This window comes from Leisingera sp. ABM4_103, from assembly GCF_056158685.1.
In genome coordinates this window covers 3,582,579-3,605,600 of record NZ_JBSWTU010000005.1, presented here as the reverse complement: position 1 = coordinate 3,605,600, position 23,022 = coordinate 3,582,579, and the positions used below count along the sequence as shown (strand labels likewise).

Genomic DNA, 23,022 nt, shown 5'->3' with positions numbered 1-23,022 from the left:
ATCACTCTGGACCCGGGCCAACCTGCCCCGGAGCGAAACTTAGTTTGGAGTTCTCTCATGCCTCAGATCGACCCGTTCACCAGCCATCGCCGCGGTCTGGAAAGCCCGGCCACGCATCACCTGGCCATTACCCCGCAGGACGGGGTGGATCTGCCTGTCCGGCCACGGGTGCTGCGAGTGCTTGCGTCCGGGGATCTCAGCCTGCGTGACGAGGCTGGAACGGTCATTACCTATTCTGTGACGGCCGGGGAGACATTCGTGTTTTCTGCTGTCGGTGTGGAAGCCTCAAACACCACCGCAACCGTTGCAGGATGGTACTGAGAGTGAGCCTGGTCCGGTAGCACGCTGGCGCTGGCTCTCCTCTTTGCCAAGGCGTCTTGCCGCTGGACCGGACACGCCGGCGCTGCGGCGTCGTTATCCCGCAAACTTTGTTGTGGCAGCTGATGTGGTAGGCCCGGCAGGATTCGAACCTGCAACCAAAGCGTTATGAGCGCTCTGCTCTAACCGTTGAGCTACAGGCCCGCCATAGTCCCGTGGTTAGAAAATGGCGGGCGGGAGGTCAAGCGGCGATTGCACTGCAGCGCCGCAACCGCGGCCTTCTGTGCCGGGATGCAATCGCTTGTTTCCTTCTGTTCCGCCTTGCGCTAAAGGCTGCCGCAACGTGTTGGAAGGAGCCAAGTGATGACCAGCGGCAAGAACGGCCTGACCTATGCAGACGCAGGTGTGGACATTGATGCGGGCAACGCCCTGGTCGACCGGATCAAGCCGGCCGCCAAGCGCACCAACCGCCCCGGCGTGGCCAGCGGGCTGGGCGGTTTCGGCGCTCTGTTTGATCTGAAAGCCGCCGGTTACAACGACCCGATCCTGGTGGGGGCCACCGATGGCGTCGGCACTAAGCTGCGGATCGCCATCGACACCGGTGTGGTGGATGGCGTCGGCATCGACCTGGTGGCGATGTGTGTGAACGATCTGGTCTGCCAAGGGGCTGAGCCGCTGTTCTTCCTCGACTATTTCGCCACCGGCAAGCTGGAAACCGACGTGGCCGCACGCATCATCGAAGGCATCGCCGAGGGCTGCGTGCGCTCCGGCTGCGCGCTGATCGGCGGCGAGACCGCGGAGATGCCGGGCATGTACCCCGAGGGCGATTTTGACCTTGCAGGCTTTGCCGTCGGCGCGATGGAGCGCGGCACCGCGCTGCCCGAAGGCGTGGTGGAAGGCGATGTGCTGCTGGGGCTGGCTTCGGACGGTGTGCACTCCAACGGCTATTCCCTGGTGCGCAAGCTGGTCGAGGTCTCGGGTCTGGGCTGGGATGCGGATTGCCCGTTTGGCGAAGGCTCCCTGGGCGAGGCGCTGCTGACCCCGACTCGCTTGTATGTGAAGCAGTGCCTGTCGGCGGTGCGGGCAGGGGGCGTGCATGCGCTGGCCCACATCACCGGCGGCGGCCTGACCGAAAACCTGCCGCGCGTGCTGCCCGAAGATCTGGGGGCCGACATCGACCTGAACGCTTGGGAGCTCCCGCCCGTGTTCAAGTGGATGGCGGAGACCGGCGGCATTGCCGAAGCGGAGATGCTGAAGACCTTCAACTGCGGCATCGGCATGATCCTGTCCGTCTCCGCGGACCGCGCCGATGAGCTGGCGAAGGTGCTGGAAGCCGAGGGCGAGACCGTCGCCCGCCTGGGCACCGTCACCGCAGGCGCCGGCATGCGCTACGCAGGCAAGCTGCTGTGAGCCACAGACGCGTCGCGATCCTGATTTCCGGCGGCGGCTCCAACATGGTGTCGCTGCTGGAGAGCATGACCGGCGATCACCCGGCGCGGCCCTGTCTGGTGTTGTCAAACAACGCTGATGCCGGCGGGCTGGCCAAGGCTGCCGCCGCGGGCGTGTCCACGGCCGTGGTGGATCACCGCCCGTTCAAGGGCGACCGGGAAGCCTTTGAGGCCGAGCTGGTGAAACCCATCTTCGACGCGGGCGCGAACATCGTCTGCCTGGCCGGGTTCATGCGGGTTCTGACCGCCGGGTTCGTCTCGCAGTTCGAAGGCCGGATGCTGAACATCCACCCGTCTTTGCTGCCGAAATACAAGGGCTTGCACACGCACGCCCGCGCGCTGGAGGCCGGCGATTCTGAGCATGGCTGCACCGTGCATGAGGTGACGCCGCGCCTGGACGACGGCCCGGTCCTGGGCCAGGCGCGGGTGCCGGTTCTGCCGGGCGATACGCCGGACACGCTGGCGGCGCGGGTGCTGGTGCAGGAGCACAAACTATACCCGGCTGTACTGCGCCGGTTTGCCGCTGGCGACAAAACCCCGGTCCTGCTGCCTTAGCGTCTGTCCTGAACGGTTGCACTGTTGCCGTGCCAGTCCAGCGGATCTTGCTGCGGGGCAGGTGCCAGAAGTGCGATCAGGCCAAGCAGTACGAGCAAAGCAGCGGCAGCCAAAAGCGGAATCATACCGCGAAAAGGTGTGACTCCTGCGGGTTCTGCGGGGGAATGGTCGAGTGCAGTCATCGGTGGTTCTCCTATTTGCGATACACACCCAATCTAGGGGCTGGTCTTGCATCATAAAAATGAATGTTTGGCGCGGATATCATCACAAAGGGTGAAGCGTTTAGCCCTGCTGCACCAGTGGCTGTGCTGCTTGCGGCACAAATTCACGGTGTCCGGTGCACCTGTTTGCATTGCCCGGAACAAGCGCGTATCACGGCCCGGCCCACGTGAGATTGAAAAGCGGTAATTGATGAAAACCCTGACCACCACCGAAGAACTGCAGGCCTTCTGCGATGCCGCTGCACAGCATCCCTACGTCACGGTGGATACCGAATTTCTGCGCGAGCGGACCTATTATTCCAAGCTCTGCCTGATTCAGCTGGCCTTTAACGGCGACGGTGAAAACGACGCGGTTCTGGTCGATCCCCTTGCCAATGGCATCTCACTGGAGCCGCTTTACGCGCTGTTCCGCGACGAAAATGTGGTCAAGGTGTTCCATGCCGCGCGTCAGGATCTGGAGATATTCTGGGTCGAGGCAAGCGTGTTTCCGAAGCCGCTGTTTGACACCCAGGTGGCAGCGATGGTCTGCGGATTTGGCGAGCAGGCGGGCTATGAAACGCTGGTGCGCAAGATCGTCAAGCAGGGGCTGGACAAGACCTCGCGCTTTACTGACTGGTCGCGCCGTCCGCTGAGCGAAGCGCAGAAGACCTATGCGCTGGCGGATGTGACCCATCTGCGCAAGATCTACGAATTCCTCGCAGCCGAGCTGGAGAAGAGCGGCCGCTCCCATTGGGTGGCGGAAGAGCTGCAGGTGCTGACCGACCCGGCGACCTATGACATCCAGCCGCAGGACGCGTGGAAGCGCGTGAAGACCCGGACCAACTCGGGCAAATTCCTGGCGGTGGTGCGCGAGCTGGCGGCGTTCCGGGAAACCTATGCGCAGTCAAACAACGTGCCGCGCAACCGGGTGTTCAAGGATGATGCGCTGGTGGAGCTGGCCTCGACCAAGCCGCGCACCGCGGCGGAACTTGGCGGCTCCCGTCTGCTGCTGCGGGAGGCCCGCAAGGGCGCGATTGCCGAGGGCATCCTGGAAGCGGTGGCCAAGGGCGTGAACTGCCCGCCGGAGAAATTTCCCCGTCTGGACCGCAGCAAAGAGAAGCTGCAGGTGAACCCGGCGCTGGCGGACCTGCTGCGGGTGCTGCTGAAAGCCAAGACCGAGGCCGAAGGCGTGGCGGCCAAGCTGATCGCGCCAAGCGCCGATCTGGATGCCATTGCCGCGGGGCTGCGCGATGTGCCGGCGCTCAGCGGCTGGCGCCGTGAAGTGTTCGGCGAAGATGCGCTGCGGCTGTGCGACGGAAAGATCGGCCTCGCCGCCAAGGGGCAGGCGGTGCAGGTGGTGGAACTTTAATCCAGCACTCCGATGCCTGAAAAAAGAAACGCCCGCAGATGCGGGCGTTTTCCGTTTAAAGGTATTCTGCAGCTCTCGGCGTCAGCGGCGGCGGCTTTCCCGTGCGTTCTCCGCGCCGTTTACACGGACGAGGCTGACGGCCTCAAGATCCTGCTTCGACAGCGTACGGGCCGCGTGCAGAGTGCGGCTGAACTCGCTGCCCTTCAGGGTCGCCTCCTCCGGGTAGACCACCCGGAAATCATAGGCCAGAACACCGTCCTCTGCCGTCTCTGACTTGCGCAGCTCGACATCAAACGCCCCCTGGCGCGCGGCAACGCCGGACGCGTGGATGATGGCTCCGGAGGCGGTCCGTTCGATTTGAAGCCCGGTGACCTGGCTGATCAGGACGCTTTTGTCCTCTGGCGGCTTCTTGGCGAAAATCCCGCGCGCATTGCTCTCCTGCGGCAGCAGCGGGTTGGTGCCTTCCGGCACCCGGGCCTCTGCTGGGGCCGACCGGCCGAACCAGTTAGACGGGTTGACCCGCGAGTCCTTCCAGCCGCCGCAGCCGGCCAGCACCAGCGCTGAGGCCAATGTGAGAGCCAATGGTTTGTGCATCTGTCCCCGCCCATTCAAAATGTCTTTGCAAGGGATTACCCGATTGGCCGAAGCTTGAAAAGCTGTTGAAATGAGGCGGGCAGGGGCTTAGGTGCTGATCAGCCCCGGAATATGGATTTTGAGGATAGACGGACGATGGCCACAGCCGCCTTTGAAGAGATCGTGGAGGACTTCGAGTTCATGGAGGACTGGGAGGACCGCTACCGCCATGTGATCGACCTGGGCAAGGCGATGGAGCGCCTGGACGACGCGCTGAAGGTGCCCGCCACCAAGGTCGACGGCTGCGCCAGCCAGGTGTGGCTGCATGCCACGGTCGAGGGCGGGGTGTTCCGCTTCGATGGCGACAGCGACGCAATGATTGTGCGCGGCCTGATCGCGGTGCTGCGCAAGCTGTACAACGGGCTGACCCTGCAGCAGGTGGCGTCCGTGGACGCCAAGGCAGAACTGGGGCGGCTGGAGCTGAATGAGCACCTGTCCTCGCAGCGCTCCAATGGTCTCAGGGCGATGATCGAGCGGATCCGCGAAACCGCGATGGCGCAGGCCTGAGGATAGCGGGCGAGGGGCCGGCCCCTCGCGCTCCCCGGAGTATTTCGGGAAAGATGAAGGCTACTTGCTCCAGCGGGAAATGGCGGTTTCCAGATCGCCGTAGCCGGTGTGGCGGTGCTCGAAATCGAGGCCCATGCGGTCTGCGCAGCCGCGGGCCTTTTCCACCAGCTTGGGGTCGCTGATCTGCGACTGGTAGACCAGCTTGGTGTAGTTGCCGAACACCATGTCCCGCAGCTCCGGGTTCTTGTCGAGACCCATCGGGCGCCAGACGAAGGCGTCGAATTGCTTGACCAGGAAGTCGGTCAGGTAGAAGGCGGTGATTTCGCCCTCATCGGCATGTCTGGCAAAGGTGTCATTGCCCTCGAAGAACGAATAGCAATGCGGGCCTGCGACCATTTCAACACCGAGCTCTGCGCATTTGCGCTCCAGCGCGCCGCCGGTGCCGCAGTCGGCATACACCACGTAGATCTTGTCATAGACCGCTGAATGCTTGGCGACGGCACCATCGACGGCATCGGTGATCTGCTCCGGATACAGGTGCAGCTTGGCGGGCAGACAGGTGAGGTCGATGTGATCCAGCCCGTTTTTCTCCTTGATATCAAGGATCTCGCGCGCAAGCGCGCCGCAGGCGATCAGCAGGATGCGGCCGGATTTCTTTTCAGGGGCAGCCAGACCCTGTTCGGTGAGGGAGCTTTCCTCAAGCGTCCGCCCGGTGGGCGGGCGGAAGGCAGCCCGCTCTGTCAGGCGGGCTGCGCGTCCTTTGCGTGCCAAATCAGGCGCTCATCGAGTTGTGCTTGCGCGCAACGAAGTCCTTGGCCATTTCCACGGCGACGGCTGCGTCACGGCAATAGCCGTCGGCGCCGATCGCCTTGCCAAATTCTTCGTTCAGCGGCGCGCCGCCCACCAGCACGATGTAGTCGTCGCGCAGGCCCTGTTCGACCATGGTGTCGATCACCACCTTCATGTAGGGCATGGTGGTGGTCAGCAGAGCGGACATGCCGAGGATGTCGGGCTTATGCTCTTCCAGCAATTCCAGGTAGTTCTCGACCGGGTTGTTGATGCCGATGTCGACGACTTCGAAACCTGCGCCTTCCATCATCATGGAAACCAGGTTCTTGCCGATGTCGTGAATGTCGCCCTTGACGGTGCCGATCACCATCGAGCCGACGCGCGGTGCGCCGGTTTCGGCCAGCAGCGGCTTCAGGATGGCCATGCCGCCCTTCATCGCGTTTGCCGCCAGCAGAACTTCGGGAACGAACAGGATGCCGTCGCGGAAGTCGGCGCCGACGATGGTCATGCCGCCCACCAGAGCCTTGGTCAGGATGTCGTAGGGAACCCAGCCGCGCTCCAGAAGGATGTTCACGCCTTCTTCGATTTCCTCTTTGAGACCATCGTAGAGGTCGTCAAACATCTGCTGAACAAGTTCCTCGTCATCGAGTTCCGAGAGGATGATGTCTTCTTCGTCCGACATGCGCCTAATCCTTGCTGACGGGGGGAGCCCCCGGTGTTGGCCTATTTCAGAAGCTTTTGTGACAGAATGCCGCCTGCCGACTGCATTATTTGCGACATTGCCGCTGTTCTAACCGACGTATAGAGACAATTTCGGTGCAAGAATAATGAAGATTCCGCATGGAAATCTTCGAATTTGCCCATTTGTTCTTTATTTGTTCCTCGCGTGCGGTTACTTTGCGCCCATGCAGCCGGAATTCACGCCAGATACGTTACGCCGCAAAGCGCGCGCCAGCCTCAGCAATGCGGCAGGCCGCTTTGAAATGGCGCGCGATGCGGTGGATGACGGCTGGTTTCAGGAGGCGCCGGACGCGGTGATTCCCACCGAAGTGCGGCAGGAGACGGCGCGGTCGCTGATCACCTATAACCGGTCGCCGGACCTGCCGTTCGACCGGTCTATCAACCCCTACCGCGGTTGCGAGCATGGCTGCATCTACTGCTTTGCCCGCCCGACCCATACCTATCTGGGGCTGTCGCCGGGGCTGGATTTCGAAACCCGGCTGGTGGCCCGGCCCAATGCGGCCGAGGTGCTGCGCCAGGAACTGTCGGCGCCGCGCTATAGGGTGGCCACTATGGCGCTTGGCACCAACACCGACCCCTATCAGCCGTGTGAGCGGGATTATGGCATCACCCGCGCCTGCCTGGAGGTGCTGGAGGCATTTAATCACCCGGTGGCGATCGTGACCAAGGGGGCAATGGTCGAGCGGGACCTGGATATCCTGGCACCGATGGCGGCCAAGGGCCTGGTGCGGGTGGGGATCTCCGTCACCACGCTGGATCCGGATCTTTCGCGCCGGATGGAACCGCGGGCGCCATTGCCTGCGCGGCGCTTGGCCGCCATCCGGCGGCTGACGGCAGCAGGTGTGCCGGTGCGGGTTATGACCTCTCCCATCGTGCCGGGATTGACCGATCATGAGCTGGAGGCGCTGCTGGCGGCCGGTGCGGAGGCCGGGGCGGACGCCGCCAGCTGGATCATGCTGCGGCTGCCGCGGGAGGTGTCGGAACTGTGGCAGGAGTGGCTGGCGGAGCATGAGCCGGGCCGGGCCGCCAAGGTGATGGCGCGGCTGCGGGAGATGCACGGCGGGCGCGATTACGACCCGCGCTGGGGCCACCGGATGCGGGGTGAGGGACGTTATGCTGAGATGATCGCGCAGCGGTTCAAGGCGGCCTGTAAACGTCTGGGCTTGAGGGAGCGGACGGCGGAGCTGCGCAGCGGCCTGTTTGCCCGGCCGCCGCAGCCAGGGGATCAGCTGGCGCTGTTCTGATCCATTCTTGAACAGTCGGCCTGGCGCTTTTGTGCTATAGTGAACCCCTTCATGACGGGAAGGAAGGTGTCCAATGGCTTCTATAGCTGTGAAGGCGCGCGTTACCGGGCGCGTGCAGGGCGTGGCTTTCCGCACCTGGGCCAGGGCGGAAGCAGTGCGCCATGGGCTGTCGGGATGGATCCGCAATGAGCCGGACGGCTCGGTGCGGGCGCTGCTGATTGGGCCGGCTGCCAGCGTTGCCGATATGGTGCGCAGAATGGGGCGCGGCCCCGGCGCTGCCTCGGTCAAGGACGTCCTGACGGAGAGAACTGATCCCGAGCCGGGTATCAGCGGCTTTAGTATTGTCGGCTAGGCTGGAGCGGGCAGGGATTTGCAGGCCGGCGCAGACAGACCTGCCGCCGGGAGGAGGAACCTGCGCCCGGATGCTTGCGGGACGCTGCAACAGAAAGGGAAAACGGTCTGAACGGAAAAAGGCGCCGCATGCGGACATGCGGCGCCGTTCTTTCAGGAGTTCGCCAACGGCTGCCTTCAGGCGCGGCGCCGGCCGCGGCGGGAGCGGCGCTCGCCGCCTGCATTCGCATCGTCCCCAGTTCCGTCGCTGTCGGATGTGAAGGGGCCCAGCACCTCTACGATCTGTTCCAGTGCCGGACGGTCGCCGCGCGGGCGGCTGTCGAGCGCCGCGCGCATGTGGCGCAGGTGGTCGGGCATGGTGCCGCAGCAGCCGCCGATGATCTTGGCGCCGGAATCGCGGGCCATCACCGCATATTCGCCCATCAGTTCCGGCGTGCCGTCATAGTGGATGTGGCCGTCGACATATTTCGGAATGCCGGCATTGCCCTTGGAGATGATCGGACGCTCTGTGCCTTGGGCGGCAAAGCCCAGCACGGTGCGCAGGATGTCGGAGGCGCCGGTGCCGCAGTTGGCGCCAAAGGCGAGCGGCCCGTTGTCGAATTCTTCCACTAGCTGGGCCAGATCCGCCGAGGTCACCCCCATCATGGTGCGGCCTGCGGTGTCAAAGCTCATGGTGCCGCACCAGGGCATGTCCGCCAGTTTGAAGGCCTCAGCTGCGGCGCGGAATTCCTCCGGTGCGGAAATGGTTTCCAGCCACAGCACATCGGCGCCGCCTTCTTTCAGAGCGTCGGCCTGCTCGTGGAACATCTCAACCGCCAGCGCATGGGACATGTCGCCGACGGGTTCAAAAATCTCACCGGTCGGACCGACGGAGCCGGCCACGGCAATCTTGCGCTCAGCCTTGTCGGCCACCTCGCGGCCCAATTCGGCGGCGATGCGGTTCAGCTCGCGCACACGGCCCTGCGCGTCGTGCAGTTTCAGGCGCGCGGCAGTGCCGCCGAAGCTGTTGGTCAGAAACAGGTCGCTGCCCGCATCGACAGAGCCCTGGTAGAGCGCCATGATCTTCTTGGGTTCGTCCACGTTCCACAGTTCCGGCGCATCGCCGGACTGCAGTCCCATGGCAAACAGATTGGTGCCGGTCGCGCCATCCGCCAGCAGCACGTCCTTGGTGTCCAGCAGCTGTTTGAAAGTATTTGTCATCGGTTTTGTCCCGTGTCAGCAGGCCGCCCCGGCGGGGCGGGCGGCAAAGTGGTTTGTTTCCCCTGTCTCACGCCGGGCGGGCAAGGGCAATTTCATTTTGTTCATCTTCATTATGAGTTTCCGGCGCGGCGGCTTGCAGCCCCGGCGTGAGGGGCAGCAGGCGCCGTCTGCAGCGCGGCCCGGGCGAATGAAGCTTTGCCGGTGCCGCAGCGGTGCATGCCCGGCGGCGGCAGCCGGTCAGGCCGTTTGCCGCACAACGGCTCTTCAGCTGGTTTCGCTGAGGACTTCTTCCTGCGCCTGCACCATCAGCTCCCGCAGTTTCAGGCGGATCTGCTCCTCGCTGGCCTGGCTGCCCAGGTCACCGGTGAGCTTGCGCACCACATCCTCATGGCCTGCTTCCTCGAGGTCCGCGGCCACAATGGACTGGGCGTAATCATTGGCGGAGGAGCCGGTTTTTCCCAGAAGGTCCGCCGCCCACAAGCCCACCAGCTTGTTGCGGCGCGCCCGCGCCTTGAACTGCATTTCCTCATCATGCGCAAACTTGGCCTCAAAGGCCTGCTCGCGTTCGTCGAATGTCGTCATGGCTGATCCTCATTAACCTTGTGCACCTTAGATATGATAGGAGTATGATTGCCCCTCAGGGCAAGAAAAAACAGTGCCTGACAAAGCCTTTGGGCGGATTTGTCCTAGGCATGGCAGCGGCCGGCTGGGTCCTTGGTCCGGTCCGGGGGCTGCCGCCGCGGCAGCCATGGCGCGGCAGGCCCGTGCAGCAAGCTTGCGGCTGGGGTCCCCTTGCACTATGAGAGCGGCACATCGCAGGGCCGGATTCCCGGCAATGACCCGAAAGGTTCCCAATGGCGCGCCGCAAGAAAATCTACGAAGGCAAGGCAAAGACACTGTACGAAGGCCCGGAGCCGGGCACCATCGTGCAGTATTTCAAGGACGACGCCACCGCCTTCAACGCCGAAAAGCACGACGTGATCGAGGGCAAGGGAGTCCTGAACAACATCCTCAGCGAGTTCTTCATGCTGGGGCTGGCGCAGATCGGCGTGCCGACCCATTTCCTGAAGCGGCTGAACATGCGCGAGCAGCTGGTGCGCAGCTGCGAGATCATTCCGCTGGAGGTCATCGTGCGCAACTATGCGGCCGGCAGCATCTCCAAGCGCCTCGGGATCGACGAGGGCACCCAGCTGCCGCGCCCGATCGTTGAATACTGCTACAAGGACAACTCCCTGGGCGACCCGCTGGTCACCGAAGAGCACATCGCCGCCTTTGGCTGGGCCAGCCAGCAGGACATGGACGACATCCTGAGCCTGGCGCTGCGCGTGAACGATTTCCTGTCTGGCGTGTTTCTGGCCGTGGGCATCCGCCTGGTCGACTTCAAGATCGAGATCGGCCGTATCTATGAAGGCGACTTCCAGCGCCTGGTGATCGCCGATGAGATCAGCCCGGACAGCTGCCGCCTGTGGGACATCAAGACCGGCCAGAAGCTGGACAAGGACGTGTTCCGCCGCGACCTGGGCAGCCTGACCGACGCTTACAGCGAAGTGGCGCGCCGTCTGGGCGTGATGCCGAACAATCCGCCTGCGCCGGGCAAACCGACGCTGGTGAACTGAAAACGGGACCCGCTGCGCCTGACCGCGCCGCGGGTCTTTGAGTATTTTTGGAAAGATGAAGCCTGGATGGGGCTTCGCCATCGAAAACCTGAGGGATGATGCGATGAAGGCACGGGTGCATGTGATGCTGAAGAACGGGGTTCTGGATCCGCAGGGCGAGGCTGTGCGCCACGCGCTGGGAGCCTTGGGCTTTGACAAGGTCGAAGGCGTGCGCCAGGGCAAGGTGATTGACCTGGATCTGGCCGAAGGCGCCACCGAGGCAGACGTGACCGCCATGTGCGAGAAGCTGCTGGCCAACACCGTGATCGAATCCTACAGCATCGAGATGCAGTGATGAAGGCGGCGGTAGTAGTCTTCCCCGGCTCGAACTGCGACCGCGATCTGGCGGTGGCCTTCGAGCAGGCCGGCTTTGATGTGTCGATGGTCTGGCACAAGGACAGCGCGCTGCCCGAGGGCGTCGATATCGTCGGGGTGCCGGGCGGTTTCTCTTATGGCGATTACCTGCGCTGCGGCGCCATCGCGGCGCAGTCGCCGATTTGCAAGGCGGTGGTCGCGCATGCGGACCGCGGCGGCTATGCCATCGGCATTTGCAACGGCTTTCAGATCCTCACTGAGACCGGCGTGCTGCCGGGCGCGCTGCTGCGCAATGCGGGCCTCAAATACATCTGCCGCACTGTGGACCTCAAGGTGGCGACCGCTGACAGCGTGTTTACCCAAGGCTACAGCGCGGGCGATGTGATCGGGGTGCCGATTGCCCACCACGACGGCAATTATTTTGCCGATGCAGACACCGTCAAGGCGCTGCAGGATCAGGACCGGGTGGCCTTCACCTATGAAGAGAACCCCAATGGCTCGGTCGCGGACATTGCCGGCATCCTGTCGGAAAACCGCCGTGTTCTCGGCATGATGCCGCACCCCGAGCGGGCCGCGGATGAGGGCCATGGCGGCACCGATGGTGCGGCAGTGTTCCGCGCATTGGCGGGGATGGTCACCGCTGCGTGACTTGAGGATGCGGGGCGGCCGCAATAGGTATTGGTTATGACCGCCCCGCGCTCTGAAACGACCAAAGGCAAGGCCAAGGCTGGTTCCCGCACGATCTCATGGCGGGCGCGGCTGGCGCTTGTCCTGTTCATGGTGGTCGCGGCGATCACCGTCTGGACCACCAACCGGGCGCTGACCCACCGGTTCACCGAAAGCACCCGCAACCGGGCTGAGCTGCGGCTGGCGCTTTATTCCGGCAACCTGCTCAGCGAGCTGCGCCAGCACGCCATCGTGCCGCAGCTGCTGGCACGCGACCAGACCTTGATCTCGGCGCTGCAGTCCAGCGATTTCTCCCTGTCCACCCAGCGGTTGATTTCCTTTGTTGACGAGATCGGCGCGGCCTCCATCATGCTGTTGGCGCAGGACGGGCGGACGGTGGCGGCCACCGACCGCAACCGGCTGGGCGAGAGCCACCGCAATGCCGCCTATTTCGTCGATGCCGTGCGGGCCAAGTCGACAGTGTTCTCGGTGATCCCGCGCGAGGTCGGCGGCTACCGTTTTACCTATTCGCGCCGCATCATTGATGCGACCGGCGTCCTGGGCGCGATTGTGGTCGAGGTAGACCTGCAGAAGTTCGAACGTGCCTGGGCGGGCATTTCCGACGCGGTGCTGGTTACCGACAGCACCGGCACCATCATCCTGGCGACCGAGGCGCGCTGGCGCGGTCTCAAGGAAGGCGATGCGCTGACGCTGCAGACGCCCGAAGGCGCGATCCAGCGGGCGATCCGCGCCACCACCGATTGGACCGCGCTGCCGCCCGACGCGTATTTGCAAGGCGAGGCGGTGATGCGGCTGGAGACCCGGGTGCCGTTCCAGGGCTGGCGGATGGCGTCCTTCACCACCTATTCGTCGGTGCGGGAGCGGGTAAATGCCGTGCTGGCACTGGAAATCATGGGATTCGCGATCCTTCTGGCGCTGGCCTTCTATGCGCTGAGCCGCAAGACCGCGCTGCGGATGGCGCTGTTCCAGCGGGAGTCGGCAGAGCTTCGCGTATTGAATGCGCGCTTGCAGCGGGAAATCGCCGAGCGCGAACGGATGCAAAAGACCCTCGCCGTGGCCGAACAGAGCCTGGCGCAGAGCTCCAAACTGGCCGCCTTGGGCGAGATGTCGGCCGCCGTCAGCCACGAGCTGAACCAGCCGCTGGCGGCGATGAAAACCTACCTGGCCGGCGCCCGCCTGCTCTTGAACCGCAACCGCCCGGACGAGGCTTTGGCCTCCTTCGGGCGCATTGACGATTTGATCGAGCGGATGGGCGCGATCACCCGTCAGCTCAAATCCTACGCGCGCAAGGGTGGCGATGCGTTCAGCCCTGTAAACTTGGGTGATGCGCTGGCATCCAGCCTGTCGATGATGGAGCCGCAGCTGCGTCAGCGGCATGTGAAAATCACCCGGATTTTGCCCGAAGAACCTGTTATGGTGATGGGCGACCGGATGCGCCTGGAGCAAGTTATGGTCAACCTCTTGCGCAATGCGCTGGACGCCACCAAATCCGTGGCGGACCCTGAGGTGGAAATTCTGCTGGCGGCCGGTGAGACGGCAACGCTGTCGGTGCGCGACAATGGAGGGGGGATCAAGGACTTCGACAATCTGTTCGAGCCTTTCTACACCACCAAGCAGCCCGGCGACGGGGTCGGTTTGGGTCTTGCCATCTCCTCGGGGATCGTCAACGACCTTGGGGGACGGCTGACCGCCCGCAATGGCCAGAATGGCGGCGCGGTCTTTGAGATGCAATTGCCGGTCCTGGTGGACGGTATAGAGGCTGCTGAGTGAAGCGGCCCGGAGTGATTAGGAGAGAACGCGCATGGCCCAGGCTATGAAAATCGCGATCGTTGATGATGAACAGGATATGCGGCAGTCGATCAGCCAGTGGCTGGCGCTGTCAGGCTATGACACGGAGACCTTTTCCAGCGCCGAGGAAGCGCTCAAGGTTCTGGGGCCGGATTACCCGGGTATTGTGATCTCTGACATCAAGATGCCGGGTATGGACGGCATGCAGTTCCTCAAGAAACTGATGGGCACCGACAGCGCGCTGCCGGTGATCATGATCACCGGCCACGGCGATGTCCCGATGGCGGTGGAGGCGATGCGCGTGGGTGCCTTCGACTTCCTCGAAAAGCCCTTCAACCCGGACCGCATGTCGGAGCTGGCCAAGCGCGCTACCGGCGCCCGCCGCCTGACATTGGACAACCGGGCGCTGCGGCGCGAGCTGTCGGACGGCTCCCAGATCATGAAGAAGCTGATCGGCCAGAGCCCGGTGATGGAGCGCCTGCGCGAGGATATCCTCGACCTGGGCCAGGCCGATGGCCACGTGCTGATCGACGGTGAAACCGGCACCGGCAAGACACTGGTCGCCCACGCGCTGCACGCGGTCGGCAGCCGGGCGGGCAAGAAGTTCGTGCTTGTGTCCTGTGCGGCTCTGGAAGAGGAGGCGCTGTCCAAACGCCTGTTTGGCCCGATGCAGCCAGAAGACAGCATGCTGCCCGCAATTGAGGAAGCCCGCGGCGGCACCCTGGTGCTGGAAGACATTGACGCGCTGTCCGAAACCCTCCAGGCCAAGCTGCTGAGCGTGATCAACGAGCAGGGAACACCTGCCGAGACCCGGATCATTGCAATCTCCAACTTGCAGGAAGCCGGCAAAACCTGCGAGGACGCGCTGCGCCCGGACCTGTTCTACCGTCTGGCCGCGCTGCGCATCACCGTGCCGCCGCTGCGCCAGCGCGGCGAGGATATCCTGACACTGTTCACCCGCCTCAGCGAGCAATTCTCCGAAGAATACGGCTGCGATGCACCGCAGGTCAGCGCCCAGGAAGCGGCGCAGCTCTTGCAGGCGCCATGGCCCGGCAACGTCCGTCAGCTGATCAACATCGCCGAACGCGCGGTCCTGCAATCGCGCCGCGGCTCCGGCACCATCGCGTCCCTCCTGATGTCCGATCACGAGGAGATGCAGCCGGTGATGACCACCGAAGGCAAGCCGCTGAAGGAATACGTCGAAGCCTTCGAACGGATGCTGATCGACAACACCATGCGCCGCCACAAGGGCTCTATCGCCAGCGTGATGGACGAGCTGTGCCTGCCGCGCCGGACGCTGAACGAGAAAATGGCGAAATACGGCCTGCAGCGCTCGGATTATCTGGCCTGATCTCTCTTCCGGGCCGTTTCCCGGTACGGAAAGCGGCCCGGAAAGCACGTTTTTTCAGCCGGGGTTTCTGCGGAATTCCGGTTTTGTGCTGAATTTAAACGGAAAATTAACGACATTCCGGATACCGGCAATCTGATTTCATTTTCAGGTTTTGCGGTGACGAATGACCATTGTCATTACCTATCCACAGGCCTTATGCTGTCCCAACGGGCCGGAAACCGGCAATTGGCTTCCCCCGTACTGATGAGTTTCGCTGGCTTCGGCTTTTGTCCGGCACGATCCGAGAAAGCTGCAGCCAGACCGATTGGCCCCCTTGACCAAGGGGGCAGTGTAGCGCCCGAGCCGGAATTACAGCCGGCGCAGGGATTATAGGGCAGGGAAGGCTGCGGCCAGCCTGCCGGAGAAGAACCGCGATGACGCGCGCGAGAGCGAAGAGCACTGAGGCAGGAAGGCCGGGCACAGACCCCGGGACCACCTGCTGCACCGCGCCGTCCCAGATCGCCCTGACAAGACACCACCCGAAACGCGCGCGGCCGCCTGGAAGCAGACAGCTTGCGGGCGCACAGGGCAGGTGCACCAAGGAAACATGGCAAAGAAGATGCTTATTGACGCCACCCACGCGGAAGAAACCCGCGTTGTGGTGGTCGATGGAAACAAGGTTGAGGAGTTCGACTTTGAATCCGAAAACAAACGCCAGCTTGCTGGCAACATCTACCTCGCAAAAGTAACCCGGGTCGAACCGTCGCTGCAGGCGGCGTTTGTGGACTATGGCGGCAACCGCCATGGCTTCCTGGCGTTCTCGGAAATCCATCCGGACTATTACCAGATCCCCGTCGCGGACCGTGAGGCCCTGATGGAGGAAGAGCGCGCCTACGCCGAGGCGATGCGCGCCCGCGACGAAGACGAGGAAGAAAAGCCCTCCAAGCCCAAGCGGTCGCGCCGGTCCAAGTCTTCCGCCAAGGCGGCCAAGGCCTCCTCTGATGATGCAGTGGAGACCAAGGAAGTTGACGTCTCCGAGGGGAAAACCGGCGAGATTGCCGGGATGGAAACCATCGACCTGAGCGACAGTGCCGCAGCCGAGGATGTCCCGGCGGAACTGGCTGAGGTGCCCGAAGGCTCCTCGCCGGTGGAACGCGTCGCGGAAACACCGGTGGAAGAGCCGGAGGACGAGGCCGAAGCCCCCGCCGAGGCGGACGCGCCTGCCGAAGCGGGCGAAGAGCCTGCAGAAGCGGTGGAAGAGACCGCTGAAGAGGCTGCTCCTGCTGAAAAGGCAGCCGCAGAAGAGGAAGAGACTGCGGAAGCGACCGGAGAAGCGCCTGCGGCGGCTGAGGCCGAAGCGGACGCCGGAGAATCCAAGGCAGAGCCTGCCAGCGATGATGCTGCTGGTGACGAGGGCGATGAAAACGGCGGCTCCCGCCGGGCCGACGCGGCCACCAAGGATGAAACCATCGAATTTGTCGCTGACGAAGACGACAGCGAGGACATCCGTCCGCCGCGCAAACCGCGGCCGCGCCGCTACAAGATCCAGGAAGTGATCAAGGTGCGCCAGGTGCTGCTGGTGCAAGTCGTCAAGGAAGAGCGCGGCAACAAGGGCGCGGCGCTGACCACCTACCTTTCGCTCGCTGGCCGTTACTGCGTGCTGATGCCCAACACCGCCCGTGGCGGCGGCATCTCCCGCAAGATCACCAACGCTGCCGACCGCAAGAAACTCAAGGACATCGCCTCTGAACTGGACGTGCCGACCGGCGCGGGCCTGATCGTGCGCACCGCCGGGGCCAAGCGCACCAAGGCGGAGATCAAGCGCGACTACGAATACCTGCAGCGCCTGTGGGAACAGATCCGCGAACTGACGCTGAAATCCATCGCGCCCGCCAAGATCTACGAAGAGGGCGACCTGATCAAACGCTCGATCCGCGACCTGTATAACCGCGAGATCGACGAGGTTCTGGTGGAAGGCGACCGCGGCTACCGCATCGCCAAGGACTTCATGAAAATGATCATGCCGTCCCATGCGAAGAACGTGAAGCACTACCAGGACGCGCTGCCGCTGTTCGCCCGTTACCAGGTCGAAAGCTACTTGGGCGCCATGTTCAACCCGGTGGTGCAGCTGAAGTCCGGCGGCTACATCGTGATCGGCGTGACCGAGGCGCTGGTGGCGATCGACGTGAACTCCGGCCGTGCGACCAAGGAAGCCTCGATCGAGGAAACCGCGCTCAAGACCAACCTGGAGGCTGCCGAAGAGGTGGCGCGCCAGCTGCGTCTGCGCGACCTCGCGGGCCTGATCGTGATCGACTTCATCGACATGGACGAGCGCAAGAACAACGCCGCCGTCGAAAAGCGCATGAAGGACAAGCTGAAGACCGACCGCGCCCGCATCCAGGTGGGCCGGATCTCCGGCTTCGGCCTCATGGAAATGTCGCGCCAGCGCCTGCGCCCCGGCATGATCGAGGCCACCACCGCGCCGTGCCCGCATTGCCACGGCACCGGCCTGATCCGCTCGGACAACTCGATGGCGCTGTCGATCCTGCGCCAGATCGAGGAAGAGGGCACCCGCCGCCGCTCCCGCGAGGTGCTGGTGCGCTGTCCGGTGTCCATCGCCAACTTCCTGATGAACCAGAAGCGCGAGCATATCGCCCAGATCGAGGCGCGTTACGGCCTGTCCGTGCGCATCGAAGGCGACGCGCATCTGGTGAGCCCGGATTTTGTTCTGGAGAAATTCAAGACCGCGTCACGCACTGTGCCTGCGGCCACGGCTCCGGTGGTGTCGGTTGACACCTCGATCATGGATCAGGTGGACGCGGACGAGGCGCAGCAGGACGAGGAAGAGGTGCCCGTCGCCGCGGAGGCCGCTGAAGAAGCCGCGCCGCAGGATGACAAGCCCAAGCGCAAGCGCCGCCGCCGCCGCCGCCGCAAGTCCGGAAACGGCGATCAGGCCCAGGCGGGCGAGAACGGCGACGAGACTTCCGAAGATCAGGATCAGCCGAAGGAAGAGGCCGCAGAGGCTCAGGAAACTGCCGCGGAAGAGGTGAAGGAGAAGAAACGCTCCCGCACCCGGACACGCTCGCGCAAGCCGAAGTCAAAGCAGGCTGAGGCGGAAGCCGTGGAGGCCAGCGAAGAGACCGCGGCAGCTGGTGAAGGTTCCGAAGCCGCCGCAGAGGAAGCACCGGTCGCGGCTGAAACTGCCGAAGCACCTGTGGCAGAGGCTGCTGCGGAGGCTCCGGCTGAAGAGACCGCGGAACAAGCGGCAGCTGACAGCGCCGAGGACTCCGCCGCCAAGGACGCGGAACCCGTTGCGGAAGCTGAACAGGCCGCTCCGGCCGAAGAATTGGCCGCTGTGGAAGATGCCGCACCGTCTGAGGAGCCTGCGGAAGCAGCCGAAGCGGCTGAAGAGCAGCCTGCTGAAGAACCCGCTGCGGAAGCCGCGGAGGATCAGCCTGCCGCTGTTGAAGAAGCCCAGCCGGAGCCCGTCGCTGCGGAAGAGGAAAAGCAGCCGGAGCCTGCCATGGCTGGCGCCGCGGCTGAGCCGGAACCGGCAGCCCCGCCCAAGCCGAAACGCCGCGGCTGGTGGTCGATGGGCGGCTGAGCCAGGCACAAGAGTAAGGGAAAAGGCAGGCCGCCAGGCCTGCCTTTTTCATTCAAGGCTGTCGGCAATTCCGGATCTCCTGACTGGACGCGGGCCATCGTTTACCTGCGCGGGAAACCGCCCGGAAAACACGTGTTTTCCGAGCCGGAATTCTCGCAGAATTCCGGCGCTCCCAGTCACGGGCGGTTGTGGGGATTGCGGCCTAGCTGCCTTTGCGGATCAGGTAGATCTGATGGCCTGCGCCTTCGCTGTGGCCGAGGAACTCATGCCCTGCTTCATTGCAGAAATGCGGCACGTCGATCACAGCCGCCGGGTCGTCCGCCAGCAGTTGCAGCACATGGCCGGGCTGCAGCGATTTCAGCCGCTTGCGCGCCTTCAGGACGGGCAGGGGGCACAGCAGCCCGATTGCATCAAGGGTCTCTTTGATCTCGCTCATGGTGTTCAGATAAGGGGGATGTTTCATGCTGTCCACAAGGATGTGACCAGCCGTCCCCGTGACGTTGGCCGCCTGCTGGCATAAGTGTGGATCATGTTTGGAATCGAGATCATCGACGCAGGGCTGCTCCCTGCCATGCTGGTGGCGCTGCTGGGCGGCGTGATCAGTTTCCTGTCGCCTTGCGTGCTGCCGATCGTGCCGCCCTACCTGGCCTATATGAGCGGCGTCACCATCGGCGAGATGCAGGGCACGGTCGCCGCGCGGCGCAAGGCCATCATTGCGGCGCTGTTTTTCGTGCTGGGGCTGTCCACGGTGTTCCTTCTGCTGGGCTTCACGGCCTCGGCTTTCGGCGCATTTGTGCTGCAAAATCAGGAACTTTTTGCGCAAGTCTCAGGTGTCGTGGTGATCATTTTCGGGCTGCACTTCCTGTCGGTCTTCCGCATTCCGCTGCTGGACCGCGAGGCGCGGATGGAGGCCGGCGAGTCCGGCGGCTCCGCTCTGGGCGCCTATGTTCTGGGGCTGGCCTTTGCCTTTGGCTGGACCCCCTGCATCGGCCCGCAGCTGGGCGCGATCCTGTCGCTGGCCGCATCGGAGGCTTCGGTCAGCCGCGGCACCATCCTGCTGGGCGTTTATGCCGCGGGCCTTGGCGTGCCCTTTCTGCTGGCGGCGATGTTCCTCAACCGTTCGATGACGCTGATGAACAAGATGAAGCGCCACATGGGTGTGATTGAAAAAGCTATGGGCGGCCTGTTGCTGTTTGTCGGCATCATGCTGGTCACCGGCCTGTTCACCACCTTCTCCTGGTGGCTGCTGGAGACCTTCCCGGCGCTGGCAACACTGGGCTGAGCCCGGGATTTCCAAGGGGCCTCAGGGCCCCTTTTTCTTTGCCCCTCCCGGCCTTACTCTTGCCGGATTGCGCTGCTAGTCTGCGTTCGAAATGTCAGAGCAGGACAGCGTGGATCAAATCGGTTCCAACCCTCAGCAGGTACGCAAACGCCGGGTGTTCTACATCCCCGGCTATGACCCGATTCACCCGCGCCGCTACCGCGAGCTCTACCGCAAGGAGGGTGCCGCGCAGGCCCAGATTTCCGGCTACAGCCTGACGCTGTCCCCCAAACGGACCAGAGGCCCCTACGGCTGGCACACGGCTGCTGAGATGGACGGGCAAAGGACCGAGGCGGATATCGAAGTGCTGGTCTGGTCCGACATCGTGCGCGGCAGCATGGAGGCGACGATCCCTGGCACCTACTGGCAGCTGTTGCGCACCGCCTGGATCTATATCTCAACCGGGGCGCTCAGGCGGCTGATGCGGCTGCGCAAGGGGCCGGTGATTGCCGCGCTTTACCCGGTGGGAATGCTGCTCTTACAGGCGCTGCTGGCGCTGCTGCTGGCCTGGGGTGTTGCCCATGCTTTTGGTCTTGCTGCAGTCGCGGCCGGGGTTGGCGGTACTTTCACATGGCTGCCGGGCTGGGCCTTGGGCCTTGGCGCCGGATATGCGCTGCTGCGCTGGTTCAAGGAACGCGATGGCAAGTTCTTCGCCTATTACCTGATGCACGACTACGCGCATTCGGCGGCCGCCGGCGGTGCGATCCCGCCGGAGATGGAAACGCGGATGAGGGAATTCCGCTCTGTGATTGCCGAGGCCTTGCAGGACAAAAGTCTGGATGAGGTGCTGGTCGTCGGCCATTCCTCCGGCGCGCATGTGGGCGTGTCGGTGCTGGCGGACCTGATCCGGGAGGGCGTTCCGGACACCCGCCCGGCGTTGGGGTTCCTGACACTGGGGCAGGTGGTGCCAATGGTCTCCTTCCTGCCGCAGGCCAAACGTTTGCGGGCTGACCTGAAATACCTGTCTCAGCGCGAGGAGCTTGCCTGGGTGGATGTCACCGCCCCGGGCGACGGCTGCGCCTTTGCGCTGTGCGACCCGGTCGCGGTCAGCGGCGTTGCGCCAGCGGGCAAACGCTGGCCGCTGGTGTTCTCCGCCGCATTCACCCAGACCCTCAGCCCGGAGCGTTGGCAGCAGCTGCGCTGGCGCTTCTTCCGGCTGCATTTCCAGTATCTCTGCGCCTTCGACCGGCCGGGCGACTATGATTATTTCCGCATTACCGCCGGGCCGCTGACCCTGGCAGAACGCTACCGGGACCGCAAACCCTCGCAGTCTCGGATCGACGTGCCGGTGTCGAAATTTACGTCGGTGGCCGCGGAATGACGCAAGTGCTGCCGCCGAAACCGCCGGCGCGCCCCGACCGGGTGTCTCTGTGGCGCTATGTGAGGCTGTTCCGGCAGGACATCCTCTCGGCCCAGCCCGCGCGCCTCTACCGCGCCTGGATGGCCGAGTTCCGCACCCCGTTTTTCCGCTCCTTCCTGGTCAACCAGCCGGATCTGGTGAAGCTCTTGCTGAAAGAGCGTCCGGACGATTTCCCCAAGTCGGACCGCATTGCCGAGGGTCTGAAGCCCTTGCTCGGCAATTCCGTGTTTTTAACCAACGGCGAGGCCTGGAAGCGGCAGCGGCGGATCATTGATCCTGCGTTTGAGGGGGGACGGCTCAAGGATACCTATCCGGCGATGCGCGCCGCGGCAGAGGCGGCAGTCAAGCGGCTGGAAGGGCGGACGGGACCGGTGGAGATCGAGGAGGAAACCTCCCACGCGGCGGCGGATGTGATTTTCCGCACGCTGTTTTCAATTCCGATCGAGCATGAGGTGGCCGGACAGGTCTTCATTCGGTTCCGCGATTACCAGCGCAGCCAGCCCTTGCTGAACCTGGCCGCCTTCGTGCCGCTGCCGAGTTGGATGCCGCGGTTCTTCCGCCGCGGCACCCGCCGGAACGCTGAGACGATCCGGAGGCTGATTGCCCAACTGACGGCTGAACGGATGGCGGCGATCAAGGCGGGCAGCGCGCCGGATGATCTGGCGACCAAAATCATGACCACCCGCGACCCGGAGACCGGAAGCACGTTTGATACTGCCGAAATGGTCGATCAGGTGGCGATCTTCTTTCTCGCGGGCCATGAAACCAGCGCTTCTGCCCTAGCCTGGGCGCTCTATCTGATGGCGCTGTACCCTGAGTGGCAGGAGAAGGTGGCGGCAGAGGCTTCGGCGTTGGACGACGAGAGCTTTGCCGCTGTCTCCAGGCTGAAGATCAGCCGCGACGTGTTCCGCGAAACCCTGCGGCTGTATCCGCCGGTGCCGATGATGGTGCGCGAGGCCACATGTCCCGAGCATTTCCGCAACCGTGACGTGCCCAAGGGCGCGCAGATGGTCCTCAGTCCCTGGCACCTGCACCGGCACGAACGACTGTGGGAGAACCCGGACGGGTTCGACCCGGCGCGCTGGGGAACCGAGAACGGCAAGCAATGCCAGCGTGACGCGTACATCCCGTTCTCGGCCGGGTCCCGTGTTTGCACCGGGGCGGGGTTCGCGATGGTGGAGGGGCCGCTGGTCCTGTCGATGATCCTGCGCCGGTTCCGCGTCGAACCGGTGGCGGGCAAGGCGCCGGTGCCGGTAGCGCATCTTACGGTGCGGTCTAAAAACGGGATATGGCTGCAGCTGTCGGAACGGTAGCCAAGAAAATTCGAATTTTCTTGGCAAATTTCTTCGAAGAAATTTGCGTCACTGAATGATACGCACGGCGTCCTGATTGCAGAAAATTACGACCTGACCTGCGTTTTCCACGGCATGGAATCCGCGGTGTTTCAACTCTTGCCGAAACCGTTCCCAGCCGAGCAGCCGTTCTATATCGCGCTTCTGCCGCCGGATGACACCACCCTTGGCCGCCGCCTGGGAACGGAACAATTGCTGCAGCCAAGCGTCAGCAGAGAGAGGGGCAGGTACCGGCATGAACCGATGATTGCAATT

General features: G+C 63.7%; 24 protein-coding genes and 1 tRNA gene. 16 read left to right on the top strand and 9 right to left on the bottom strand.

Annotation, left to right across the window (positions count from 1 at the left end):
- The first annotated feature begins 57 nt into the window (after window positions 1-57).
- Entirely contained in the window at window positions 58-321 is a 264-nt protein-coding gene (locus ACXAED_RS19465; protein ID WP_475052547.1) for a spike base protein, RCAP_Rcc01079 family, read from the top strand.
- Between the two features lie 125 nt (window positions 322-446).
- Here ACXAED_RS19465 and ACXAED_RS19460 read toward each other — a convergent pair.
- Window positions 447-522, bottom strand: a tRNA-Ile gene (locus ACXAED_RS19460).
- A 159-nt stretch (window positions 523-681) separates the two neighbouring features.
- Between ACXAED_RS19460 and purM the strand changes: the two genes are divergently transcribed.
- Both purM and purN read left to right on the top strand, forming a co-directional pair.
- Window positions 682-1,728 (top strand): phosphoribosylformylglycinamidine cyclo-ligase, encoded by a 1,047-nt coding sequence (gene purM, locus ACXAED_RS19455; RefSeq protein WP_475052545.1) that lies wholly within the window; start codon window positions 682-684, stop codon window positions 1,726-1,728.
- On the top strand, window positions 1,725-2,321 hold the full coding sequence (gene purN, locus ACXAED_RS19450) for a phosphoribosylglycinamide formyltransferase (protein WP_475052542.1): 597 nt from the start codon (window positions 1,725-1,727) through the stop codon (window positions 2,319-2,321). The genes purM and purN overlap by 4 nt, the downstream gene beginning before the upstream one ends.
- Here purN and ACXAED_RS19445 read toward each other — a convergent pair.
- The gene (locus tag ACXAED_RS19445) at window positions 2,318-2,503 is read right to left on the bottom strand and encodes a hypothetical protein (RefSeq protein ID WP_475052540.1); all 186 of its coding nucleotides are present in this window, start codon (window positions 2,501-2,503) and stop codon (window positions 2,318-2,320) included. The two genes, purN and ACXAED_RS19445, sit on opposite strands and share 4 nt — an antisense overlap.
- 229 nt (window positions 2,504-2,732) lie before the next feature.
- Between ACXAED_RS19445 and rnd the strand changes: the two genes are divergently transcribed.
- Entirely contained in the window at window positions 2,733-3,890 is a 1,158-nt protein-coding gene (gene rnd, locus ACXAED_RS19440) for a ribonuclease D (RefSeq protein WP_475052538.1), read from the top strand.
- An 81-nt stretch (window positions 3,891-3,971) separates the two neighbouring features.
- Here the strand turns inward: rnd and ACXAED_RS19435 are convergent, their stop codons facing one another.
- Window positions 3,972-4,484, bottom strand: a complete 513-nt coding sequence (locus tag ACXAED_RS19435) for a hypothetical protein (RefSeq protein ID WP_475052535.1) — start codon at window positions 4,482-4,484, stop codon at window positions 3,972-3,974.
- 135 nt (window positions 4,485-4,619) lie between these two features.
- On the opposite strand from ACXAED_RS19435, the gene ACXAED_RS19430 reads away from it, so the two are divergent.
- Window positions 4,620-5,030 carry a SufE family protein gene (locus ACXAED_RS19430; RefSeq protein WP_475052532.1) on the top strand — a complete coding sequence of 137 codons (411 nt, stop codon included), beginning with the start codon at window positions 4,620-4,622 and terminating at the stop codon, window positions 5,028-5,030.
- A 60-nt stretch (window positions 5,031-5,090) separates the two neighbouring features.
- Here the strand turns inward: ACXAED_RS19430 and ACXAED_RS19425 are convergent, their stop codons facing one another.
- Window positions 5,091-5,801: a DUF1638 domain-containing protein gene (locus ACXAED_RS19425; protein WP_475052530.1), complete on the bottom strand. Its 711-nt coding sequence runs from the start codon at window positions 5,799-5,801 to the stop codon at window positions 5,091-5,093.
- A gap of 1 nt (window position 5,802) precedes the next feature.
- Window positions 5,803-6,501 (bottom strand): corrinoid protein, encoded by a 699-nt coding sequence (locus tag ACXAED_RS19420; protein ID WP_475052528.1) that lies wholly within the window; start codon window positions 6,499-6,501, stop codon window positions 5,803-5,805.
- A gap of 223 nt (window positions 6,502-6,724) precedes the next feature.
- Between ACXAED_RS19420 and ACXAED_RS19415 the strand changes: the two genes are divergently transcribed.
- The gene (locus ACXAED_RS19415; protein WP_475052525.1) at window positions 6,725-7,804 is read left to right on the top strand and encodes a PA0069 family radical SAM protein; all 1,080 of its coding nucleotides are present in this window, start codon (window positions 6,725-6,727) and stop codon (window positions 7,802-7,804) included.
- A 73-nt stretch (window positions 7,805-7,877) separates the two neighbouring features.
- A complete protein-coding gene (locus tag ACXAED_RS19410; RefSeq protein ID WP_475052523.1) occupies window positions 7,878-8,156 on the top strand; it encodes an acylphosphatase in 279 nt (92 codons plus the stop codon).
- A 176-nt stretch (window positions 8,157-8,332) separates the two neighbouring features.
- On the opposite strand, the gene bmt is transcribed toward ACXAED_RS19410, so the two are convergent.
- Window positions 8,333-9,355: a betaine--homocysteine S-methyltransferase gene (bmt, locus tag ACXAED_RS19405; RefSeq protein ID WP_475052520.1), complete on the bottom strand. Its 1,023-nt coding sequence runs from the start codon at window positions 9,353-9,355 to the stop codon at window positions 8,333-8,335.
- A gap of 264 nt (window positions 9,356-9,619) precedes the next feature.
- Window positions 9,620-9,937 (bottom strand): DUF1476 domain-containing protein, encoded by a 318-nt coding sequence (locus tag ACXAED_RS19400; RefSeq protein WP_475052517.1) that lies wholly within the window; start codon window positions 9,935-9,937, stop codon window positions 9,620-9,622.
- Between the two features lie 272 nt (window positions 9,938-10,209).
- On the opposite strand from ACXAED_RS19400, the gene purC reads away from it, so the two are divergent.
- The 6 genes from purC to ACXAED_RS19370 all read left to right on the top strand — a co-directional run bounded on the left by purC (window position 10,210) and on the right by ACXAED_RS19370 (window position 18,734).
- On the top strand, window positions 10,210-10,971 hold the full coding sequence (gene purC / locus ACXAED_RS19395) for a phosphoribosylaminoimidazolesuccinocarboxamide synthase (RefSeq protein WP_475052514.1): 762 nt from the start codon (window positions 10,210-10,212) through the stop codon (window positions 10,969-10,971).
- 103 nt (window positions 10,972-11,074) lie between these two features.
- Window positions 11,075-11,305 (top strand): phosphoribosylformylglycinamidine synthase subunit PurS, encoded by a 231-nt coding sequence (gene purS, locus ACXAED_RS19390; protein ID WP_027243772.1) that lies wholly within the window; start codon window positions 11,075-11,077, stop codon window positions 11,303-11,305.
- On the top strand, window positions 11,305-11,973 hold the full coding sequence (gene purQ / locus ACXAED_RS19385) for a phosphoribosylformylglycinamidine synthase subunit PurQ (protein WP_475052511.1): 669 nt from the start codon (window positions 11,305-11,307) through the stop codon (window positions 11,971-11,973). Before purS ends, purQ begins: the two co-directional genes overlap by 1 nt.
- 36 nt (window positions 11,974-12,009) lie before the next feature.
- Entirely contained in the window at window positions 12,010-13,782 is a 1,773-nt protein-coding gene (locus tag ACXAED_RS19380) for an ATP-binding protein (protein WP_475052508.1), read from the top strand.
- A gap of 31 nt (window positions 13,783-13,813) precedes the next feature.
- Window positions 13,814-15,151, top strand: a complete 1,338-nt coding sequence (locus tag ACXAED_RS19375; RefSeq protein WP_475052505.1) for a sigma-54-dependent transcriptional regulator — start codon at window positions 13,814-13,816, stop codon at window positions 15,149-15,151.
- 586 nt (window positions 15,152-15,737) lie between these two features.
- The gene (locus ACXAED_RS19370) at window positions 15,738-18,734 is read left to right on the top strand and encodes an Rne/Rng family ribonuclease (protein ID WP_475052503.1); all 2,997 of its coding nucleotides are present in this window, start codon (window positions 15,738-15,740) and stop codon (window positions 18,732-18,734) included.
- A gap of 202 nt (window positions 18,735-18,936) precedes the next feature.
- Here the strand turns inward: ACXAED_RS19370 and ACXAED_RS19365 are convergent, their stop codons facing one another.
- Window positions 18,937-19,170 (bottom strand): sulfurtransferase TusA family protein, encoded by a 234-nt coding sequence (locus ACXAED_RS19365; RefSeq protein ID WP_475053152.1) that lies wholly within the window; start codon window positions 19,168-19,170, stop codon window positions 18,937-18,939.
- A gap of 93 nt (window positions 19,171-19,263) precedes the next feature.
- Here ACXAED_RS19365 and ACXAED_RS19360 point away from each other — a divergent pair, with 93 nt between their 5' ends.
- The 3 genes from ACXAED_RS19360 (at window position 19,264) to ACXAED_RS19350 (ending at window position 22,728) form a co-directional block, all read left to right on the top strand.
- Window positions 19,264-20,016 (top strand): cytochrome c biogenesis CcdA family protein, encoded by a 753-nt coding sequence (locus ACXAED_RS19360; protein WP_475052501.1) that lies wholly within the window; start codon window positions 19,264-19,266, stop codon window positions 20,014-20,016.
- 91 nt (window positions 20,017-20,107) lie between these two features.
- Complete coding sequence (locus ACXAED_RS19355) at window positions 20,108-21,376, top strand: hypothetical protein (RefSeq protein WP_475052498.1); 1,269 nt, start codon at window positions 20,108-20,110, stop codon at window positions 21,374-21,376.
- Window positions 21,373-22,728: a cytochrome P450 gene (locus tag ACXAED_RS19350; protein WP_475052496.1), complete on the top strand. Its 1,356-nt coding sequence runs from the start codon at window positions 21,373-21,375 to the stop codon at window positions 22,726-22,728. The genes ACXAED_RS19355 and ACXAED_RS19350 overlap by 4 nt, the downstream gene beginning before the upstream one ends.
- 48 nt (window positions 22,729-22,776) lie before the next feature.
- Here the strand turns inward: ACXAED_RS19350 and ACXAED_RS19345 are convergent, their stop codons facing one another.
- Window positions 22,777-23,004 (bottom strand): N-(5'-phosphoribosyl)anthranilate isomerase, encoded by a 228-nt coding sequence (locus tag ACXAED_RS19345; RefSeq protein WP_475052494.1) that lies wholly within the window; start codon window positions 23,002-23,004, stop codon window positions 22,777-22,779.
- Window positions 23,005-23,022: the final 18 nt, after the last annotated feature.

Excerpts from the sequence above, each read along its gene's own strand:
- ACXAED_RS19465 (WP_475052547.1), top strand. The coding sequence starts at position 58 with ATGCCTCAGATCGACCCGTTCACCAGCCATCGCCGCGGTCTGGAAAGC.
- purM (WP_475052545.1), top strand. The coding sequence starts at position 682 with ATGACCAGCGGCAAGAACGGCCTGACCTATGCAGACGCAGGTGTGGAC.
- ACXAED_RS19445 (WP_475052540.1), bottom strand. The coding sequence starts at position 2,503 with ATGACTGCACTCGACCATTCCCCCGCAGAACCCGCAGGAGTCACACCT.
- rnd (WP_475052538.1), top strand. The coding sequence starts at position 2,733 with ATGAAAACCCTGACCACCACCGAAGAACTGCAGGCCTTCTGCGATGCC.
- ACXAED_RS19435 (WP_475052535.1), bottom strand. The coding sequence starts at position 4,484 with ATGCACAAACCATTGGCTCTCACATTGGCCTCAGCGCTGGTGCTGGCC.
- ACXAED_RS19430 (WP_475052532.1), top strand. The coding sequence starts at position 4,620 with ATGGCCACAGCCGCCTTTGAAGAGATCGTGGAGGACTTCGAGTTCATG.
- ACXAED_RS19420 (WP_475052528.1), bottom strand. The coding sequence starts at position 6,501 with ATGTCGGACGAAGAAGACATCATCCTCTCGGAACTCGATGACGAGGAA.
- ACXAED_RS19415 (WP_475052525.1), top strand. The coding sequence starts at position 6,725 with ATGCAGCCGGAATTCACGCCAGATACGTTACGCCGCAAAGCGCGCGCC.
- ACXAED_RS19410 (WP_475052523.1), top strand. The coding sequence starts at position 7,878 with ATGGCTTCTATAGCTGTGAAGGCGCGCGTTACCGGGCGCGTGCAGGGC.
- bmt (WP_475052520.1), bottom strand. The coding sequence starts at position 9,355 with ATGACAAATACTTTCAAACAGCTGCTGGACACCAAGGACGTGCTGCTG.
- ACXAED_RS19400 (WP_475052517.1), bottom strand. The coding sequence starts at position 9,937 with ATGACGACATTCGACGAACGCGAGCAGGCCTTTGAGGCCAAGTTTGCG.
- purC (WP_475052514.1), top strand. The coding sequence starts at position 10,210 with ATGGCGCGCCGCAAGAAAATCTACGAAGGCAAGGCAAAGACACTGTAC.
- purS (WP_027243772.1), top strand. The coding sequence starts at position 11,075 with ATGAAGGCACGGGTGCATGTGATGCTGAAGAACGGGGTTCTGGATCCG.
- purQ (WP_475052511.1), top strand. The coding sequence starts at position 11,305 with ATGAAGGCGGCGGTAGTAGTCTTCCCCGGCTCGAACTGCGACCGCGAT.
- ACXAED_RS19380 (WP_475052508.1), top strand. The coding sequence starts at position 12,010 with ATGACCGCCCCGCGCTCTGAAACGACCAAAGGCAAGGCCAAGGCTGGT.
- ACXAED_RS19375 (WP_475052505.1), top strand. The coding sequence starts at position 13,814 with ATGGCCCAGGCTATGAAAATCGCGATCGTTGATGATGAACAGGATATG.
- ACXAED_RS19370 (WP_475052503.1), top strand. The coding sequence starts at position 15,738 with ATGGCAAAGAAGATGCTTATTGACGCCACCCACGCGGAAGAAACCCGC.
- ACXAED_RS19365 (WP_475053152.1), bottom strand. The coding sequence starts at position 19,170 with ATGAGCGAGATCAAAGAGACCCTTGATGCAATCGGGCTGCTGTGCCCC.
- ACXAED_RS19360 (WP_475052501.1), top strand. The coding sequence starts at position 19,264 with ATGTTTGGAATCGAGATCATCGACGCAGGGCTGCTCCCTGCCATGCTG.
- ACXAED_RS19355 (WP_475052498.1), top strand. The coding sequence starts at position 20,108 with ATGTCAGAGCAGGACAGCGTGGATCAAATCGGTTCCAACCCTCAGCAG.
- ACXAED_RS19350 (WP_475052496.1), top strand. The coding sequence starts at position 21,373 with ATGACGCAAGTGCTGCCGCCGAAACCGCCGGCGCGCCCCGACCGGGTG.
- ACXAED_RS19345 (WP_475052494.1), bottom strand. The coding sequence starts at position 23,004 with ATGCCGGTACCTGCCCCTCTCTCTGCTGACGCTTGGCTGCAGCAATTG.